This is a genomic window from Streptomyces sp. NPDC003300 (assembly GCF_040610915.1).
GTDB lineage: Bacteria > Actinomycetota > Actinomycetes > Streptomycetales > Streptomycetaceae > Actinacidiphila.
On the sequence record NZ_JBEXNE010000006.1, the window covers coordinates 91,453 to 107,823 of the forward strand.

The 16,371-nt window shown below is 74.1% G+C and carries 16 protein-coding genes; 8 read left to right on the forward strand and 8 right to left on the reverse strand.

Annotated elements, in window-relative coordinates; genetic code table 11:
• Positions 1–121: 121 nt before the first annotated feature.
• Complete coding sequence (locus ABZX65_RS11315) at positions 122–865, reverse strand: RDD family protein (RefSeq protein WP_355336846.1); 744 nt, start codon at positions 863–865, stop codon at positions 122–124.
• A gap of 356 nt (positions 866–1,221) precedes the next feature.
• Here ABZX65_RS11315 and ABZX65_RS11320 point away from each other — a divergent pair, with 356 nt between their 5' ends.
• The 5 genes from ABZX65_RS11320 (at position 1,222) to ABZX65_RS11340 (ending at position 5,648) form a co-directional block, all read left to right on the forward strand.
• Positions 1,222–2,085 carry a bifunctional methylenetetrahydrofolate dehydrogenase/methenyltetrahydrofolate cyclohydrolase gene (locus tag ABZX65_RS11320; RefSeq protein WP_188283507.1) on the forward strand — a complete coding sequence of 288 codons (864 nt, stop codon included), beginning with the start codon at positions 1,222–1,224 and terminating at the stop codon, positions 2,083–2,085.
• Positions 2,075–2,647, forward strand: coding sequence for a DUF3017 domain-containing protein (locus ABZX65_RS11325; protein WP_355336847.1), 573 nt, complete (start codon positions 2,075–2,077; stop codon positions 2,645–2,647). The genes ABZX65_RS11320 and ABZX65_RS11325 overlap by 11 nt, the downstream gene beginning before the upstream one ends.
• A 356-nt stretch (positions 2,648–3,003) precedes the next feature.
• Positions 3,004–3,873: a helix-turn-helix domain-containing protein gene (locus ABZX65_RS11330; RefSeq protein WP_355336848.1), complete on the forward strand. Its 870-nt coding sequence runs from the start codon at positions 3,004–3,006 to the stop codon at positions 3,871–3,873.
• Positions 3,874–4,115: 242 nt separating this feature from the next.
• Complete coding sequence (locus ABZX65_RS11335; RefSeq protein WP_355336849.1) at positions 4,116–5,105, forward strand: malate dehydrogenase; 990 nt, start codon at positions 4,116–4,118, stop codon at positions 5,103–5,105.
• Between the two features lie 63 nt (positions 5,106–5,168).
• On the forward strand, positions 5,169–5,648 hold the full coding sequence (locus tag ABZX65_RS11340; RefSeq protein WP_355336850.1) for a GNAT family N-acetyltransferase: 480 nt from the start codon (positions 5,169–5,171) through the stop codon (positions 5,646–5,648).
• 27 nt (positions 5,649–5,675) lie between these two features.
• Here the strand turns inward: ABZX65_RS11340 and ABZX65_RS11345 are convergent, their stop codons facing one another.
• Positions 5,676–7,163 (reverse strand): PLP-dependent aminotransferase family protein, encoded by a 1,488-nt coding sequence (locus tag ABZX65_RS11345; protein ID WP_355336851.1) that lies wholly within the window; start codon positions 7,161–7,163, stop codon positions 5,676–5,678.
• A gap of 28 nt (positions 7,164–7,191) precedes the next feature.
• On the opposite strand from ABZX65_RS11345, the gene ABZX65_RS11350 reads away from it, so the two are divergent.
• Positions 7,192–7,671 carry a carboxymuconolactone decarboxylase family protein gene (locus tag ABZX65_RS11350; protein WP_355336852.1) on the forward strand — a complete coding sequence of 160 codons (480 nt, stop codon included), beginning with the start codon at positions 7,192–7,194 and terminating at the stop codon, positions 7,669–7,671.
• A gap of 94 nt (positions 7,672–7,765) precedes the next feature.
• Here ABZX65_RS11350 and hemC read toward each other — a convergent pair whose 3' ends face one another.
• From hemC to trpS, 4 genes are all read right to left on the reverse strand, one after another.
• A complete protein-coding gene (gene hemC, locus ABZX65_RS11355; RefSeq protein WP_355337197.1) occupies positions 7,766–8,704 on the reverse strand; it encodes a hydroxymethylbilane synthase in 939 nt (312 codons plus the stop codon).
• 157 nt (positions 8,705–8,861) lie between these two features.
• Positions 8,862–9,491 (reverse strand): LUD domain-containing protein, encoded by a 630-nt coding sequence (locus ABZX65_RS11360; RefSeq protein WP_355336853.1) that lies wholly within the window; start codon positions 9,489–9,491, stop codon positions 8,862–8,864.
• 171 nt (positions 9,492–9,662) lie between these two features.
• A complete protein-coding gene (locus tag ABZX65_RS11365; protein ID WP_355336854.1) occupies positions 9,663–10,244 on the reverse strand; it encodes a 2'-5' RNA ligase family protein in 582 nt (193 codons plus the stop codon).
• Between the two features lie 135 nt (positions 10,245–10,379).
• Entirely contained in the window at positions 10,380–11,393 is a 1,014-nt protein-coding gene (gene trpS / locus ABZX65_RS11370; protein ID WP_355336855.1) for a tryptophan--tRNA ligase, read from the reverse strand.
• A 226-nt stretch (positions 11,394–11,619) separates the two neighbouring features.
• Between trpS and rocD the strand changes: the two genes are divergently transcribed.
• Both rocD and ABZX65_RS11380 read left to right on the forward strand, forming a co-directional pair.
• Positions 11,620–12,804 carry an ornithine--oxo-acid transaminase gene (rocD, locus tag ABZX65_RS11375; protein WP_355337199.1) on the forward strand — a complete coding sequence of 395 codons (1,185 nt, stop codon included), beginning with the start codon at positions 11,620–11,622 and terminating at the stop codon, positions 12,802–12,804.
• Between the two features lie 493 nt (positions 12,805–13,297).
• The gene (locus tag ABZX65_RS11380; RefSeq protein WP_355337201.1) at positions 13,298–14,182 is read left to right on the forward strand and encodes a hypothetical protein; all 885 of its coding nucleotides are present in this window, start codon (positions 13,298–13,300) and stop codon (positions 14,180–14,182) included.
• A 16-nt stretch (positions 14,183–14,198) separates the two neighbouring features.
• Here ABZX65_RS11380 and ABZX65_RS11385 read toward each other — a convergent pair whose 3' ends face one another.
• On the reverse strand, positions 14,199–15,518 hold the full coding sequence (locus ABZX65_RS11385) for an SGNH/GDSL hydrolase family protein (protein WP_355336856.1): 1,320 nt from the start codon (positions 15,516–15,518) through the stop codon (positions 14,199–14,201).
• Between the two features lie 94 nt (positions 15,519–15,612).
• Positions 15,613–16,368 (reverse strand): decaprenylphospho-beta-D-erythro-pentofuranosid-2-ulose 2-reductase, encoded by a 756-nt coding sequence (locus ABZX65_RS11390; RefSeq protein ID WP_355336857.1) that lies wholly within the window; start codon positions 16,366–16,368, stop codon positions 15,613–15,615.
• Positions 16,369–16,371: the final 3 nt, after the last annotated feature.

Here is a 16,371-nt window from a genome sequence, read left to right on the forward strand (position 1 = left end):
CGCACGTCACCACCGGCCCCGGCGGGGCGGACCGGTGGTCTTCGGACCACCGGCCGGTGGGGCCGGCCGCGCGGTTCCCCGCCCCCCCCGCGCACGCCGCCCCGCGTCAGCGCGGGGTCGGTCAGGACTGGTCCTTGATGACCACGGTGTGGACCATCTTGTCGGCGAAGGTCTGCTTCTTCGCGTCCCACAGCGGCCAGAGGAACCCGAGGTAGCACGGCAGGCCGTCCAGGACGTGGAGCAGGCGGCGGCCGAAGGCGAGGCCGAAGCCGAGGGTGGAGCCGTCGTGTTCGCGCAGGAGGCGGATGCCGACGATCTTCTTGCCGGGGGTCTGCCCGGTGCTGCCCTCGCGGTAGCAGAGGAAGAGCATGGCGACGAGGCTGAGCAGGCCGCCGATGAGGATCAGCGCGACGGAACCGCCGGAGACGTGCGGGTTGGGGCACGCGTCGCGGGGGATGCCCGCGTCGTCGCAGTCCTGCCAGCGGTCGGCGAGCTTGACGGACATCTGGGTGTAGCCCGCGATGACCAGGCCGCCCGGTACGAGGTTGAACATCAGCGCGTCGAGCAGCGTGGCACCGAGCCGGGCGCCCCAACCGGCCAGCGGGGGCATGCCGGGCGGCAGGTTCCCCTGCGGGTAGCCGTACGGCGCCTGGCCCGGGTAGCCGCCGCCGGGGTAGCCGTAGCCGCCGGGCTGCTGCTGTTGCTGCGGGTATCCGGGGTAGCCGCCGGGCTGCTGCTGGTACGGGCCCGGCTGCTGCGGGACGCCCTGGCCGTACGGGTTCTGCGCGTAGGGCGGCTGCTGCGGCGGCTGGGACGGTCCGCCGTACGGGTTTCCGGGGCCGGGAGGGCCGGGGGGTTGGCTCACGTGCTGCTTCCTTACGCGCGCGGCTGGGACGACAGGGCCGGTCGGGACGGCGGCGGCCGGACCGCATCCGTCGTATATCCGTCGTACTGGCCCAATCGGGGGACGAGGCCACATCGTGGGGCCCCTGTGCCCCGGCGCGCAAGGGACCAGAGGTGTCGGACCGAGGTCGGGACGGTGCCTCCACGGTGCGGCGGTCGGGGCAGCGGCCGGGGCACCGGTCGAGGCACCCGTCCGGGCGTCGGCGGGGGCCGGCGGGCGCCGGGCACGGCACAGGCGGCGCTCAGGTGACACCCAGGCGGGGTTCGCGCCGGGGGCGGATTGGTCCGGCGCGGGTCCGATCCGCGAGAATGGCGGGCATGACCGCCCAGATTCTCGATGGCAAGGCCACCGCCGCCGCGATCAAGTCCGAACTCGCCGAACGCGTCAAGGCGCTGAAGGCCCGCGGGATCACCCCCGGCCTCGGCACGCTGCTGGTCGGCGACGACCCGGGCAGCAAGTGGTACGTCGCGGGCAAGCACCGCGACTGCGCGCAGGTGGGCATCGGCTCCATCCAGCGTGAACTCCCGGACACCGCCACGCAGGAGGAGATCGAGGCGGTCGTCCGCGAGCTGAACGCGGACCCGGCCTGCACCGGCTACATCGTGCAGCTCCCGCTCCCCAAGGGCATCGACACCAACCGGGTGCTGGAGCTGATGGACCCGGCCAAGGACGCGGACGGGCTGCACCCGATGAGCCTCGGCCGACTCGTGCTCAACGAGACCGGGCCGCTGCCCTGCACCCCCAACGGCATCGTGGAGCTGCTGCGCCGCCACGGCGTGGAGATCAACGGCGCCGACGTGGTCGTGGTCGGCCGCGGCATCACCGTGGGCCGCTCGATCGGCCTGCTGCTGACCCGTAAGTCGGAGAACGCGACGGTCACCTTGTGCCACACCGGCACCCGTGACCTCTCCGCGCATCTGCGGCAGGCCGACATCGTCGTGGCTGCCGCCGGTGTGCCGCACATCATCAAGCCGGAGGACGTGAAGCCGGGCGCGGCCGTCCTGGACGTCGGCGTGAGCCGCGACGAGAACGGCAAGATCGTCGGCGACGTGCATCCGGGCGTGGCCGAGGTGGCCGCCTGGATCTCGCCGAACCCCGGTGGCGTCGGCCCGATGACGCGGGCGCTGCTCCTCCAGAACGTGGTGGAGGCGTCCGAGCGGGCCGCGGGCGATGTCGGCTGATCCGGGTCCCGCGGCAGGGGCCGCGGACTTCGGCGCCGGGGGGCCGGGGACCGGCCGGACGCCGGGGGAGGGCCGTGAGAACGGCTCGGGCCCGGCGTCGGCGCCGGTGCCCGCGCCCTCGTCCTCCGGGCACTCCTCTGGGCACTCCCTCGGACAGGCGGCCGGATTCACCGGGGAGCACGGCAGGCACGAGGCCGGGCCCGGCAGGACCACCGCGCGTCCCGAGGGCGGCGGCCGGGCGGCGGGCAAGGACGCCCCCGCGCCCGCCCGGCAGTGGCCGATCCTGCTGGTCATCTGCGGCGCGGCCATCGGGCTGATCGTCACGGCGGCCGGCGCCTTCCGCGCGGGCACGATCGTGATCGGGGCGTCGCTGCTGGTCGGCGCCGCGCTGCGCTGGGGCGTGACGGCGGTCGGCATGCTCGCGGTCCGCAGCCGGTTCACTGATGTGATCACGTACGGGCTGTTCGGTCTCGCGATCGTGCTGCTGGCGCTGATGGCGCAGCCGGATCCGCTGATCAGGATTCCGTTCCTGGAGGACATCATCCACTTCTCGGTGCGGTAGCCCGGAACGGTGGGCTGACGCGGGGCCAGGTTCTTTGGGGGCGCCGCCGCGTGGGCGCTCCGCTTAGGTCACCACCGGCCCCGGCGGGGCAATTCGGTTGTCCCCGGACCACCGGCCGGTGGGGGCTGGCCGCGCAGTTCCTCGCGCCCCTGGCGGGGCGCATCCCCCGGGGCGGGCGCTGGGCCGCGACTGCGGTGGCGCGGACGAAGGGCTGGCCTCGGAGGCGGCCGGGGCCCGGCACCCGGCAATAGCAGGTCCGGACGAGTTCGGGGACGCTGTCCGGAAAGTCCACCCGACAAGGGGACACCCGTTCTAGCGTTGCCCCCGGCGGGGGACTCGTTGAGATAGGGGGCACGATGGGGCAGTGGGAGCCGTTGGCGGAGCGGATTCCGGTGGATGTGCGGCGGCTGGCCGTGCAGTTACGCCGGATGAAGGACCGCGGCGGCCTGACGGTCCCGGCGCTGGCGGCGCGCACGGCGCAGTCCGCGGAGTCGTGGGAGAAGTACCTCAACGGCAGGCAACTGCCGCCGCTGGACGCGGTGGAGGTGCTGGCGCAGGCGAGCGGCGCGGACTACGACCGGGTCGGCGCGCTGTGGAAACTGGCGGAGAAGGCCGCGACCGGCACCGGCGACAGGGGCCGGGGCAAACCCGTACCGCATCCCGATCCGCTGGACCCGCTGGGCCCGGAGGAGGGTCTGCCGGGCAACCGCCGTCGCAGGGCGCTGCTGTTCGGTACGGCGGGGGTGCTGGCGATCGGCGCGGCGGTGACGGTGCTGCTCGCGGCTGGCCCGAGCACCGGGCGGGCCCCGGCGCCCGAGGCGGCGCCGACGGTGACCGACCGGGCGGGCGCGCCGCTGACGCCGGGAGCGAAGGGCGCGGCGCCACGTACGTCGCCCGGCACGGGCGGCGCGCCGGGAAGAACCGCCCCCGCGGCCGAGCCCTCGGTGACGGTGATGACGGGCGACGGCTCCCCGTCCGCCGGTCCGCCGGGAACACCCGGTGCCACGGCCACCCACGGCGCGGGCCCCGGCAGCGCGCCGGGCGGCGGCGCTCCCGGCACCGTACCGACCGATTCCGGGTCCCCTTCGGCGCCCGCCTCCGGAGGAACCGTTTCTCCTACGGATACGCCCACGGGTCCGCCGTCCCCGACCGCGACCGCCACCGGCCGCGGCGGCCTGTGCCTCGGCCTGCTCGTCGTCAACCTCTGCCTGGGCGGCCAGGGCTGAGACGCGCGGACCCGCGGCGCACCGCGCGGAGGCGCGGACGCGGGTCCCGCGCGGCACGGGAACGTCACCCGGCGGCCTTCCCGGTGACCGGGGCCACACGCCCTCGCGTCACCGGCGGCGCCGCCGCGCGATAGCCTGACAGACGGCTCTCTTGACGACGAGAGAGTCACGTTCCGGGGCCGCTCGGGCCACTGCCGGGGCGGCAATGCCAGGTACCCGCAGGAAAAGGCCAGGAGAAGGCAATGACTCGCACCCCCGTCAACGTCACCGTCACCGGAGCGGCAGGCCAGATCGGCTACGCCCTCCTCTTCCGCATCGCCTCGGGCCACCTGCTCGGCGCGGACGTGCCGGTGAGGCTCCGTCTGCTGGAGATCCCCCAGGGCCTGAAGGCCGCGGAGGGGACCGCGATGGAGCTGGACGACGCCGCCTTCCCGCTCCTCCAGGGCATCGACATCACCGACGACCCGAACGTGGCCTTCGACGGCGCGAACGTCGCGCTGCTGGTCGGCGCCCGCCCGCGCACCAAGGGCATGGAGCGCGGCGACCTGCTGGAGGCCAACGGCGGCATCTTCAAGCCGCAGGGCAAGGCCATCAACGACCACGCGGCCGACGACATCAAGGTCCTGGTCGTCGGCAACCCGGCGAACACCAACGCGCTCATCGCGCAGTCCGCCGCCCCCGACGTACCGGCCGAGCGCTTCACCGCGATGACCCGCCTGGACCACAACCGCGCGGTCGCGCAGCTCGCGAAGAAGACCGGCGTGCCGGTCTCGGAGATCAAGCGGCTCACCATCTGGGGCAACCACTCGGCGACCCAGTACCCCGACATCTTCCACGCCGAGGTCGCGGGCAAGAACGCCGCCGAGGTCGTCAACGACGAGCAGTGGCTGGCCGACACCTTCATCCCGACCGTCGCCAAGCGCGGCGCCGCGATCATCGAGGCGCGTGGCGCGTCCTCCGCCGCCTCCGCCGCGTCGGCCGCCCTCGACCACGTCCACACCTGGGTCAACGGCACCGCGGAGGGCAACTGGACCTCCATGGGCATCGTCTCCGACGGCTCCTACGGCGTCCCGGCCGGTCTCATCTCGTCCTTCCCGGTCACCACGAAGAACGGCGCCTTCGAGATCGTCCAGGGCCTGGAGATCAACGAGTTCTCCCGCGCGCGCATCGACGCGTCCGTGAAGGAGCTGGAAGAGGAGCGCGCCGCCGTGCGCGAGCTGGGCCTCATCTGAGTCCCGCCTCTTTTCCGTCGGTAAGGGGTCCCGCCCTGGTGCGGGGCCCCTTACGTTTGCCCCATGGACGTCATCCTGCGCGAGGTACGCGACTCGGACCTGCCCGTCTTCTTCGTTCAGATGCAGGACCCCGAGGCGGTACGGATGGCCGCGTTCACCGCCGAGGACCCGTCGGACAGCGCCCGCTTCCACGCCCACTGGGCCCGCGTCCGCGCCACCCCCGGCGTCGTCAACCGCACGGTCGTCGCCGCCTCCGACGGTACGGTCGTCGGCCACGCCGCCGTCTACGGCCCGCCCGAGGAGCGCGAGGTCACGTACTGGATCGGCCGCGAGTTCTGGGGTCGCGGCGCCGCCACCGCCGCCCTCCGCCAACTCCTCGCCGTCGCCCCCGAACGCCCCCTGCACGCCCGCGCCGCCGCCGACAACCCCGGCTCGATCCGCGTCCTGCGCAAATGCGGCTTCCACCCCACCGGCACCGACCGCGGCTTCGCGAACGCCCGCGGTGAGGACATCGACGAAGTCCTCCTCACCCTCTCCGCCTGACCCCGACTCCCGTCTCCGTCGGCCCACTTACCCGGGCGCCAGGACCTCGCACAGGCGGGAGAGGGCGCCGGAGAAGGCGTGGTCGGGGGGCGTGGCGTAGCCGATGACGAGGGAAGTGGGGGCGTGGGCGGTCGGGGCGCCGTAGACGGGGAGGCCGCTGAGGGCCAGGCCGAGGGCGTGGGCGCGGTCCACGAGGGCTTGCAACGGGCCGGTCTCCGGGGGGAGTTCGAGTACGGCGTGCAGGCCCGCGGCGATGCCGGAGACGCGGACGTGGGGGGCGTGTTCGGCCAGGGCCGCCACCAGGCGGTCGCGGCGGGCGCGGTAGTGCAGGCGCATGCGGCGTACGTGGCGGTCGTACGCGCCCGATCCGATGAATTCGGCGAGGGTCAACTGGTCGAGCACCGGCGAGTGGTGGTCGGCCATCCGCTTCTCGCGCACGACCGCGTCCAGCAGGTGCGGCGGCAGCGCGAGCCACGCCAGCCGCAGGCCAGGCGCGAGGCTCTTGCTGGCCGTGCCCGCGTACACGACGTGTCCGGGCGCGAGGCCCTGGAGGGCGCCGACGGGCTGCCGGTCGTAGCGGAACTCCCCGTCGTAGTCGTCCTCCAGGATCACCGCGCCGGTGCTCCGCGCCCACCCCGTGACGGCCGTCCGGCGCCCGGGGGACAGCGGCACACCGGTCGGGAACTGGTGCGCGGGGGTCAGCAGCACCGCCTGCGCCGAGCCGTCCAGGCGGTCCACCCGCGCCCCGTCGCCGTCCACGTCCAGCGGCACCGTCTCAAGTCCCGCCGTGCGCAGCAGCGTTCGGGTGTCCGGGAAGCCCAGCGCCTCGACGGCGATCCGGCGGGCGCCCCGGCCGTACAGCGCGCGGGCCAGCAGGCCGACGCCCTGCACGTACCCCGTGCAGATCATCAGGTGCTCCGGGTCGGTCCGCACCCCGCGCACCCGCGCGAGATACGTGCTCAGCGCCGCCCGCAACTCCGGCCGCCCGCGCGGGTCGGTGTACCCGAACGCCTCGTTCGGCGCCGCCGCCAGCGCCCGCCGCGCCGCCGCCGACCACGCGGCGCGCGGAAAGGACGACAGGTCGGGCGAGCCGGGCCACAGGCTGTACGGGAGGCCGGTCGCGTTGTCCGGCACCAGCTCGACCGGGGTGACGGGCGTACGGCGCACGGGGGCGCGCCCCGCCCGGCCGGGGACCGCGGCCGGGCGCGGCGCCACCGTCGTGCCCGAGCCCTGCCGCGCGGTCAGCCACCCCTCGGCGACGAGCTGCGCGTACGCGTCCGCGACCGTGTTGCGCGCGAGGCCCAGATCCCCGGCCAGCACCCGGCTGGACGGCAGGCGGGTACCGGGGGAGAGGCGGCCGTCGCGCACGGCCTCGCGCAGGGCCCGCTCAAGACCGGCCCGCGCGCCGCCGCCCGCCGCGGCCCGCGCGGCGGGGAGGTCGAGCAGCAGGTCGTAGTCGGCGGTGCGCTCACCGCGAGTGGCCCAGTCGTTCATGCTCCAAGTGGACCACGGCATGGAGCCACTTTCCTCCTACGGTGGAGGCATGACGACGACCGACGACACCGCTACCGTTCCCGCGCCCGCGCGCCGGATCGACCTCAACGACAAGGCCCCCGACTTCTACGCGGCCATGGCCGCCCTCGACAAGGCCGCCGCCCGCGGCCTCGACCCCGCCGTCCGCGAACTCGTCCGCGTCCGCGTCTCCCAGCTCAACGGCTGCGCCTACTGCGTCGACAAGCACAGCGCCGACGCCCGCGCCCTCGGCCTCACCGAGCAGAAGCTGTACGGCGTCACCGTCTGGCGCGAGACGCCCTTCTTCACCGCCCGCGAGCGCGCCGCCCTCGCCCTGGCCGAGGCCGTCACCCACCTCGGTGACCACGGCGTCCCCGACGCCGTCTTCGACGAGGCGGCCCGGCTCTTCGACGCCGACGAATTCCCCCGCCTCCTGGCCATGTGCGTCACCATGAACGCCTGGAACCGGATCGGCGTCTCCTGCCGGATGTCCCCGGCGGTCCGCGCGTAAGGCGCGGCACGGCCGCCGGTCAGGTCACGCGCCGGGCGGCGGTACGGCCGCGGGTCGCGTCGCGCGCCGGGCGGCGGTACGGCCGCCAGTCGCGTCACGCGTCGGGGTGGCGCGCCGCGTCGAGCAGGGAATGGGCGCCCCGCGCGACGAGTTCCGCGGCCAATTCCCTTCCGAGCCTTTCCGGCCGCTGCGCCGGACCGCTGACGGTGGCGGAAATCTGCGTCCTGCCGTCGAGAGACGTGACCTGTCCGAACAGCCGCAGATTTCCGGCCGGGTCCAATTCGGCGTAACCCCCGACCGGAACGCTGCACCCGCCGTGCAATTCGGCGAGGAAGGCGCGTTCGGCGCGGACCCGCGCGTCGACGGAGGCGTCACCCGCGCAGGCGAGCAGGTCGCGTACGGCGGTGTCGTCCGCGCGGATCTGGATGCCGAGGGCGCCCTGGCCCGGACTCGGCGGGAAGAGGCCGAGCGGCAGCACCTCGCTCACAGCGCCGTCGAGACCGAGGCGGCGCAGACCCGCCAGGGCCAGCACGACCGCGTCCAGCCCCTCGGTCGCCAGCTTCTCCAGGCGCGGCGGTACGTTGCCGCGAATCGGCACGATCCGCACGTCAGGGCGTACGGCGAGGAGCTGGCCGATCCGGCGGGCCGCCCCCGTACCGACCCTGGCCCCCTCCGGCAGCCCGGCGAGCGTCGCCCCGCACAGCGCGTCGGCCACGTCCTCCCGCCCCGGCGGCGGCAACAGCGTCAGGCCCGGCGGATTCGACGTCGGCAGGTCCTTGAGGGAGTGGACGACCACATCCACGTCACCGCGCGCCAGCGCGGCCTCCTGCTCGGTGCTGAACGCCGAACCGCCGCTCACCGCCGACACGTTGGCCAGCGGTGAGCGCCGGTCGCGGTCGCCGCCCTCCACGATCACCCGATGCGTGAAGGTCACCTCGGGAAACCGCTCCCTCAACGGCGCCAGATATTCACGCACTTGTGCCCTGGCGAGGTCGCTCCCGCGCGATCCGACAATGCAACGGCCCTGTTTCACATTCGCCAATTGCCCATGCCTCCAAGCGTTTCCGCTTCACCCTAAACCCGGCCGCCACCTCCTTTTGCACACACGTTGTCGGCAATACCGCGCGCCAGTGGACCGACAGGGGACCGGCCGTCAACCGGCCGTGGAGCGGCCGTCAACGGGCGGTGCCTCAGAAGCCGATGGGCTCGCGGAGCAGTAGTACGGTGCCGCGCCCCGGCACGTACTCCGCGTTGAGGACCAGGAGCCGGTTCACGGTGCTCGGCCAGCCGTGCACCTCCATGGTCCTGGCGCTCTCCAGCGGCAGGCAGTGCTCCTCCACCCGGCGCAGTGCCGTCTCCAGGTCCGGCACGACCTTCTGCGCGCCCACCACCCAGATCGCGCGCCCCGCCCCGCCCGCGTACCCGGGCAACTGGCTCCCGCTGCCCGACGCGATCACCAGCGACCCCGTCTCGGTGACGGCGGCGACGCTCCCGACGCTGACGTCCGGAGCGGCCAGCGCCCGCCGGATCGCGTCCGCCTCGCTCGCCCGGTCCATGGCCAGCACGCGCGGCTTGACCGCCTCGTACCGCCCGCTCCCGTTGATGTCCTCCTCGATCCCGGACAGCCGCAGCGTCTCGCTGGCCCCGGTGAACACGCTCGCGCCCGGCGGGATCAGCTCGCCCACCCGGACCCGCGCGGCGGCCACGTCGTCGAGGATCTCCGCGTCGAAGCCGTGCAGCACCAGAGCCTCCGCCGCCCGCTCCAGCCGCTCCGCCGCCACCGCTTCCGTGAACGCGACGGCCGATGTCCGCGTACCCATGATCACTCCCGGCTTTCTGCCCGACCTGACGAATCAGCGCACCGCCCGTGGGTGGGCGGTGCGCTGATGTGTCGCACGGAAGCGGCCGAATGTGACCGACGGGGCCGGCTTACGGCCGAAGCACGGCCGAAGCGCGGCAGGAGTCGCCGTCGGGCCGCCCCCGCAGCGCCGTTACAGCCGCGTCGCGGCCTTGGCGGACTGCTGGTGCGGGACGGCCGAGAGGCCCTCACGGCCGAAGGGGTACTCGCGCATCTTGCGCCAGACGCCGTCCTCGCCCTGCTCGTAGAGGGCGAAGCTGATCGCGGTCCAGGCGGCGGAGAAGGTGGCGAGCTCGGACTGGGCCAGGTCCATGGCGGGGTCGGGGATGCCGTGGGCGACCGTGACGTGCGGGTGGTACGGGAACTGGAGCTCGCGGGAGACGGGTCCCGAGCGGACCTGCTCCTGAAGCTGGGCACAGGCGTCGCCGCCGTCGGCGAGGCGGACGTAGACCACGGGGGAGAGCGGCCGGAAGGTGTCCGTGCCGTGCAGCCGCATCAGGAAGGGGCGGCCGTCGGCGGCGACCTGCGCGAGGTGGCGGCGCAGCGCCGGAAGCGCGCCGCAGTCGACCTCGGTGGGCGGCAGCAGCGTGACGTGGGTGGGGATCGCGTACGCCGCCGGATCGCCGAAACCGGCGCGCCGCTCCTGGAGCAGGCGCCCGTACGGCTCCGGGACCGCGATGGACACGCCGATCGTGGTGGTCGTGGAGGTCCCCACTGCGCTCACCCCTTTCCCCGTTCAGCCGGCCGCGTGGTCACCCCCGCGCGATGACCCCGCATGGTCATACAGCCATCATGCGGGACAATCATGCGAGAGCAGAAAAATCGTCCTCGGTACCGCCCCGTACCGTACTCAGTGCTTGGCGGGCAGGAACCCGACCCGGTCGTACGCCCCGGCCAGCGTCTCCGCCGCCACGGCGCGCGCCTTCTCGGCACCCTTCGCCAGCACTGCGTCCAACGTCTCCGGGTCCCCCAGATACTCCTGCGTACGCTCACGGAACGGTGTGACCCACTCCACGAAGATCTCCGCGAGGTCGGTCTTCAGCGCACCGTAGCCCTTGCCCTCGTACCGCTCCTCGAGTTCCGGAATTCCGGTACCGGTGAGCGCGGAGTGAATCGTGAGCAGATTGCTGATGCCCGGCTTGTCTCTTTCGTCATATTTGACGACCGTGCCGGTGTCCGTCACCGCGCTGCGGAACTTCTTCGCCGACGTCTTCGGCTCGTCCAGCAGATTGACCAGGCCCTTCGGCGACGCCGCCGACTTGCTCATCTTGGCCGTCGGGTCCTGGAGGTCGTAGATCTTCGCGACCTCCCGCACGATGTGCGGCGCCGGGATGGTGAAGGTCGGGCCGAAGCGCGTGTTGAACCGCTCCGCCAGGTCCCGGGTCAGCTCGATGTGCTGCCGCTGGTCCTCGCCGACCGGCACCGCGTCCGCCTGGTACAGCAGGATGTCCGCGACCTGGAGGATCGGATACGTGAACAGGCCGACCGTCGAGCGGTCCGCGCCCTGCTTGGCCGACTTGTCCTTGAACTGCGTCATCCGGGACGCCTCACCGAAGCCGGTCAGGCAGTTCATCACCCAGCCGAGCTGGGCGTGCTCGGGCACATGGCTCTGGATGAACAGCGTGCAGCGGTCCGGGTCGAGCCCGGCGGCCAGGAGCTGGGCGGCGGCCAGCCGCGTGTTCGCCCGCAGCTCGGCCGGGTCCTGCGGCACGGTGATCGCGTGCAGGTCGACCACCATGTAGAAGGCGTCGTGCGTCTCCTGGAGCGCCACGTACTGGCGGATCGCCCCCAGGTAGTTCCCCAGGTGGAACGAACCGGCGGTGGGCTGGATACCGGAAAGCGCGCGCGGGCGATCTGTTGCCATGTCCATCATTCTCTCAGGTGGTGACCCCGCTCCCATACCCCTGGTGGACACCACTGGCCGCCGTCGGTGAGGTTTCGCCGTGATCGCGGCGAGCGACGATAGAAAGGGGCGTCACCCCGCCCCTTCGCCCTGGCCTCCGACGTACAACGAACGGAGAACGCACGTGACCACCACCACCGCAGGTCCTTCCGGCACCGCAGGTACCACCGGCACCACCGGTGAGCGGATCGCCGCCGCCGAGGCGCACAGCGCGCACAATTACCACCCGCTCCCCGTCGTGGTCGCCACGGCCGAAGGCGCGTGGATGACCGACGTCGAGGGCCGCCGCTACCTCGACATGCTCGCGGGCTACTCGGCGCTGAACTTCGGCCACGCCAACCCCCGGCTGATCGCGGCGGCCAAGGCGCAGCTCGACCGGGTCACGCTGACCTCCCGCGCCTTCCACCACGACCGCTTCGCGGACTTCTGTACGCGGCTCGCCGAGCTGTGCGGCATGGAGATGGTGCTGCCGATGAACACCGGCGCCGAAGCGGTGGAGACCGCCGTGAAAACGGCGCGCAAGTGGGGCTACCGGGTCAAGGGCGTACCGGACGGCCGGGCCAGGATCGTCGTCGCGGCCGGCAACTTCCACGGGCGCACCACCACGATCGTCAGCTTCTCCACCGACCCCGAGGCGCGGGCGGACTTCGGCCCGTACACCCCCGGCTTCGTGACCGTCCCCTACGGCGACCTCGCCGCGCTCGAAGCGGCCGTGGACGACGAGACCGTCGCCGTGCTGCTGGAGCCGATCCAGGGCGAGGCGGGCGTCCTCGTGCCGCCGCCGGGCTATCTCGCCGGGGTGCGCCGGGTCACCGCCGAGCGCGGGGCGCTCTTCATCGCCGACGAGATCCAGTCCGGCCTCGGCAGGACCGGCCGCACCTTCGCCTGCGAGCACGAGGACGTCGTCCCCGACATGTACGTCCTCGGCAAGGCGCTCGGCGGCGGCGTCGTGCCCGTCTCGGCCGTGGTCTCCTCCCGCGACGTCCTCGGCGTCTACCGGCCCGGCGAACACGGGTCCACCTTCGGCGGGAACCCGCTGGCCTGCGCCGTCGGGCTCGAAGTCCTCGCCATGCTGCGCACCGGGGAGTACCAGGAGCGCGCCGCCGAACTCGGTGACCACCTGCACCGCGAGCTCGCCCTCCTCACCGGCTCCGGCAAGGTCACCGAGGTGCGCGGGCGCGGGCTGTGGGCCGGGGTCGACATCGATCCCGCCGTGGGGACCGGCCGCGAGATCTCCGAGCGGCTCATGGCGCTCGGGGTTCTCGCCAAGGACACCCACGGCAGCACCATTCGGCTGGCGCCGCCGCTCACCATCTCCAAGGACGACCTCGACTGGGGCCTCACCCAACTCCGCACGGTCCTCTCCGCCTGACCTTCCCCCCTCCCGCCGGCGGGGGCGGTTCCCTCCTCTCCGGACCACCCGCCGGTGGGGGCTGGCCGCGCAGTTCCCCGCGCCCCTGACGGGGCGGGTCGTCTCTCGGTCGGGGGGTGGGCCGATCTTTTGAGGGGCGCGGGGAACTGCGCGCTCAGCCACATTGCTGCCGCAGGTCACCACCGGGCCCGGAGGGGCAATTCGGTTGGCTTCGGGCTACCGGCCCGGCGGGGGCTGGCCGCGCAGTTCCCCGCGCCCCTGGCGGGGTGGGTCGTCCTTCGTCCGGGGGGTGGGCCGGTTTTTTAGGGGCGCGGGGAACTGCGCGACGCGCCACGACGTGCGTGCGGGGCACCACCGGGGCCGGAGGGGCGATTCGGGGGGCTTGCGGCCACCGGCCGGTGGGAAGGGACGGCTCGCCGTCCGCGGCGGAGGAAGCGCTCGGGGCGGGGCCCGGGGTGCTGGACGCCCTAGAGTCAGTGGCGTGCTTCTGGGAATGGTGTGTGCGCTGGGCGCGGCCGTGTGTTTCGGGGTGGCGTCCGTGCTGCAAGCGGTGGCGGCGCGGGCGGCGGCGGAGCCGGGCGGAGGCTCGGGCTCGGCGGTCGACGCGCGGCTGCTGGGCAGGGCCCTGCGCGAGTGGCGCTACGTGGCGGGCCTGGGCCTCGACGGCGTGGGCTTCGCGCTGGAACTGGTCGCGCTGAGGTCGCTGCCGATCTACGCGGTGGGCGCGGCCCTGGCGGCGAGCCTGGCCGTCACGGCGGTCGCCGCGGCGCGGCTGCTGGACACGCGGCTGTCGCCGCGCGAGTGGGGCGCGGTCGCGGCGGTGTGCGGCGGCCTGGCGCTGCTGGGCATGGCCTCGGGCAGCGAGGGGGCCGGCGCGGACCACGGCGGCACGGCGCTGCGCTGGGGCACGCTGGCCACGGCCCTCGCCGTCCTCGCGGCGGGCACGGCGGCCGGCCGTCTCCCCGAACGCTCCCGCGCGGCGGCGCTGGGCCTCGGCGCGGGCCTCGGCTTCGGCGTGGTCGAGGTCGCCGTCCGCGTCATCGACGGCATGACCCCGGTGGCGCTGCTCACCAACCCGGCCGTGTACGGCCTCCTCGTCGGCGGCGGAGCCGCCTTCCTGCTGCTGACCTCCGCCCTCCAGCGCGGCTCGGTGACGGCCGCCACCGCGGGCATGGTCATCGGCGAGACCGTCGGCCCCGCGCTCGTCGGCGTCCTGGCCCTCGGCGACCGCACCCGCCACGGCTGGGCCCCGGTCGCGGTCGCGGGCTTCGCCCTCGCGGTCGTCGGCGCCCTGGCCCTGGCCCGCTTCGGCGAGGTCGCCCCGCCCGGGGAGGACGCGGAGAACACGACGGACGAGGCGACCCCCAGCCGCCTGTGAGCGGGGGTACGGACGCTCAGCCCGCCGCGCGCGGCGTCAGCGGAGCCGTCAGCGTACGGAGATCGATCGCGTTCGCCATCGCGCGGTAACCGGCGTCGTTGGGATGCAGGTGGTCGCCGCTGTCGTAGGCGGGGGACAGGCGGTGCGGCCGGGCGGGGTCGCGCAGCGCGGCGGACAGGTCGAAGACGGCGTCGAAGGCGTGGCCGCCGAGCATCCAGCGGTTGACGGTCTCGCGGGTCCGCTCACCGGCGGGGGTGTAGGGGCGGGAGCCCTGGAAGGGCGGCAGGGTCGCGCCGTAGATCCGTACGCCCGCCGCGTGCGCCTGGCGGACGAGGGTGCGGTAGGCGTCGATGAGATCGGCCGCGGCGAGGTGCCCGTGCGGGCCGCGGTCGACGCTGATGTCGTTGATGCCCTCCAGCAGGACCACGGCCGTGACGCCGGGCTGGCCGAGGGCGTCGTGGGCGAAGCGGTGCAGGGCGCTGGTGCCGAAGCGGGTGCCGGTGTCGGTGAGCACCCGGTTGCCGCTCAGGCCCGCGTCCACGACGCCGAGGAGCGGGCCGCCCGGCCGGTCGCGCAGCCGCCGGGCGAGGACGTCGGGCCAGCGGGCGTTGGCCGACGTGCTGGAACCCGCGCCGTCCGTGAGGGAGTCGCCGAAGGCGACCAGGGTGCCGCGGGTGGTGGCGGACTCCACGTCGAGACCGCTGAGGTAGTACCAGACCCCGTTCGAGACGGGGTAGTGCGCGGTGCTGTCGGCGGCGGCGAAGTCGCCGGGCGCCGAGTAGTACGTGGTCTCGGCGGCCAGCCAGTGCCGCCCCGACGCGCCCGCGTCACCGGGGAAGTAGACGCTGACCAGCAGATTCTCGTCCGCGTTGACGGTCATCGCGAGGGGGTCGGTCGCCGCGTCCCGCCCCGCCGGGATCGTCGTGGCGCCCGCCCCGGAGAACGTCGCGGTGTGATGCGTGCCGGGTACGGCGTCCCCGCCGTGCGCCTGGACGGCCACGTCCACGGCCCCGACCGGCAGCGGCCCGGTCCCGTACCGGTTCGACAGCCGCACGCGTACGCCCGTCCCGCCGATCGTCGGGTGCACGACCATGCGGACCGTGCGGTGGTGGACCCGCCGGCCGCCGCCCGCCAGCGCCGCCGTCCACGCGCCGACCCGGGTGAGCACGGGCCTGGGCGGGGCCGCGCTCTGCACGGCCGACCTGGCACCGGTCCCGGACAGCCCCGCGACGGCGAAGACGGAGCTGACGACGACCGCGAAGGCCACGACCGGCGGGGTCAGCCACCGCAGCCGCCGACCCCGAAGTCCTCTCCCGTCAGCGGGAGTCGCCCCCATTGGCCCCCTCCTCCGGAACGCGGTGTCACCGTCTGTGGAGCGTACGACACGGCCGCCCGCCGCCGACGGCGCGCGCGGCGGAGCCGGTGCCGGGTCAGACCGGCAGGCGGCGGAAGAGCGGCCTCGGGACGTGCCGCAGGGCCGACATGACCACGCGCAGGGTGCCGGGCACCCAGACCGTTTCGCTGCGGCGGCGCAGCCCGGTCTCGATGGCGACCGCGACGGCCTCGGGGGTGGTGGCCAGCGGGGCCTCCTCGCGCCCCGCGGTCATCTTGGTGCGGACGAAGCCGGGGCGGACGATCATGACGTGCACGCCGGCCCCGTGCAGGGCGTCGCCGAGGCCCTGGGCGAAGGCGTCGAGCCCGGCCTTGCTGCTGCCGTAGATGAAGTTGGCGCGGCGGGCGCGCTCGCCGGCCACGGAGGACAGCACGACCAGCGAGCCGTGGCCCTGCGACTGGAGGGCGCCCGCGCAGACCAGGGAGGCGGAGACGGCGCCGGTGTAGTTGACCTGGGCGACGTGGACGGCCGAGAGCGGTTCCTGCTCGTCGCGGGCCTGGTCGCCGAGGACGCCGAAGGCGAGCAGCACCATGTCGATGTCGCCCTCGGTGAAGAGCTTGCCGAGGACCTCCTCGTGCGAGGCGGGGTCGAGGGCGTCGAAGCCGACCGCGTGGACGTCGGCGCCGAGCGCGCGCAACTGCGTCGCGGCGGCGTCCAGCGCCTCGGAGGGGCGGCCCGCGAGATAGACGGTACGGGTGCGGCGGGCGATGAGGCGGCGGGCGGTGGCCAGCGCGATCTCGGAGGTGCCGCCGAGGATCAGCAGGGACTGGGGGGCGCCGAACGCGTCCTTCACGGG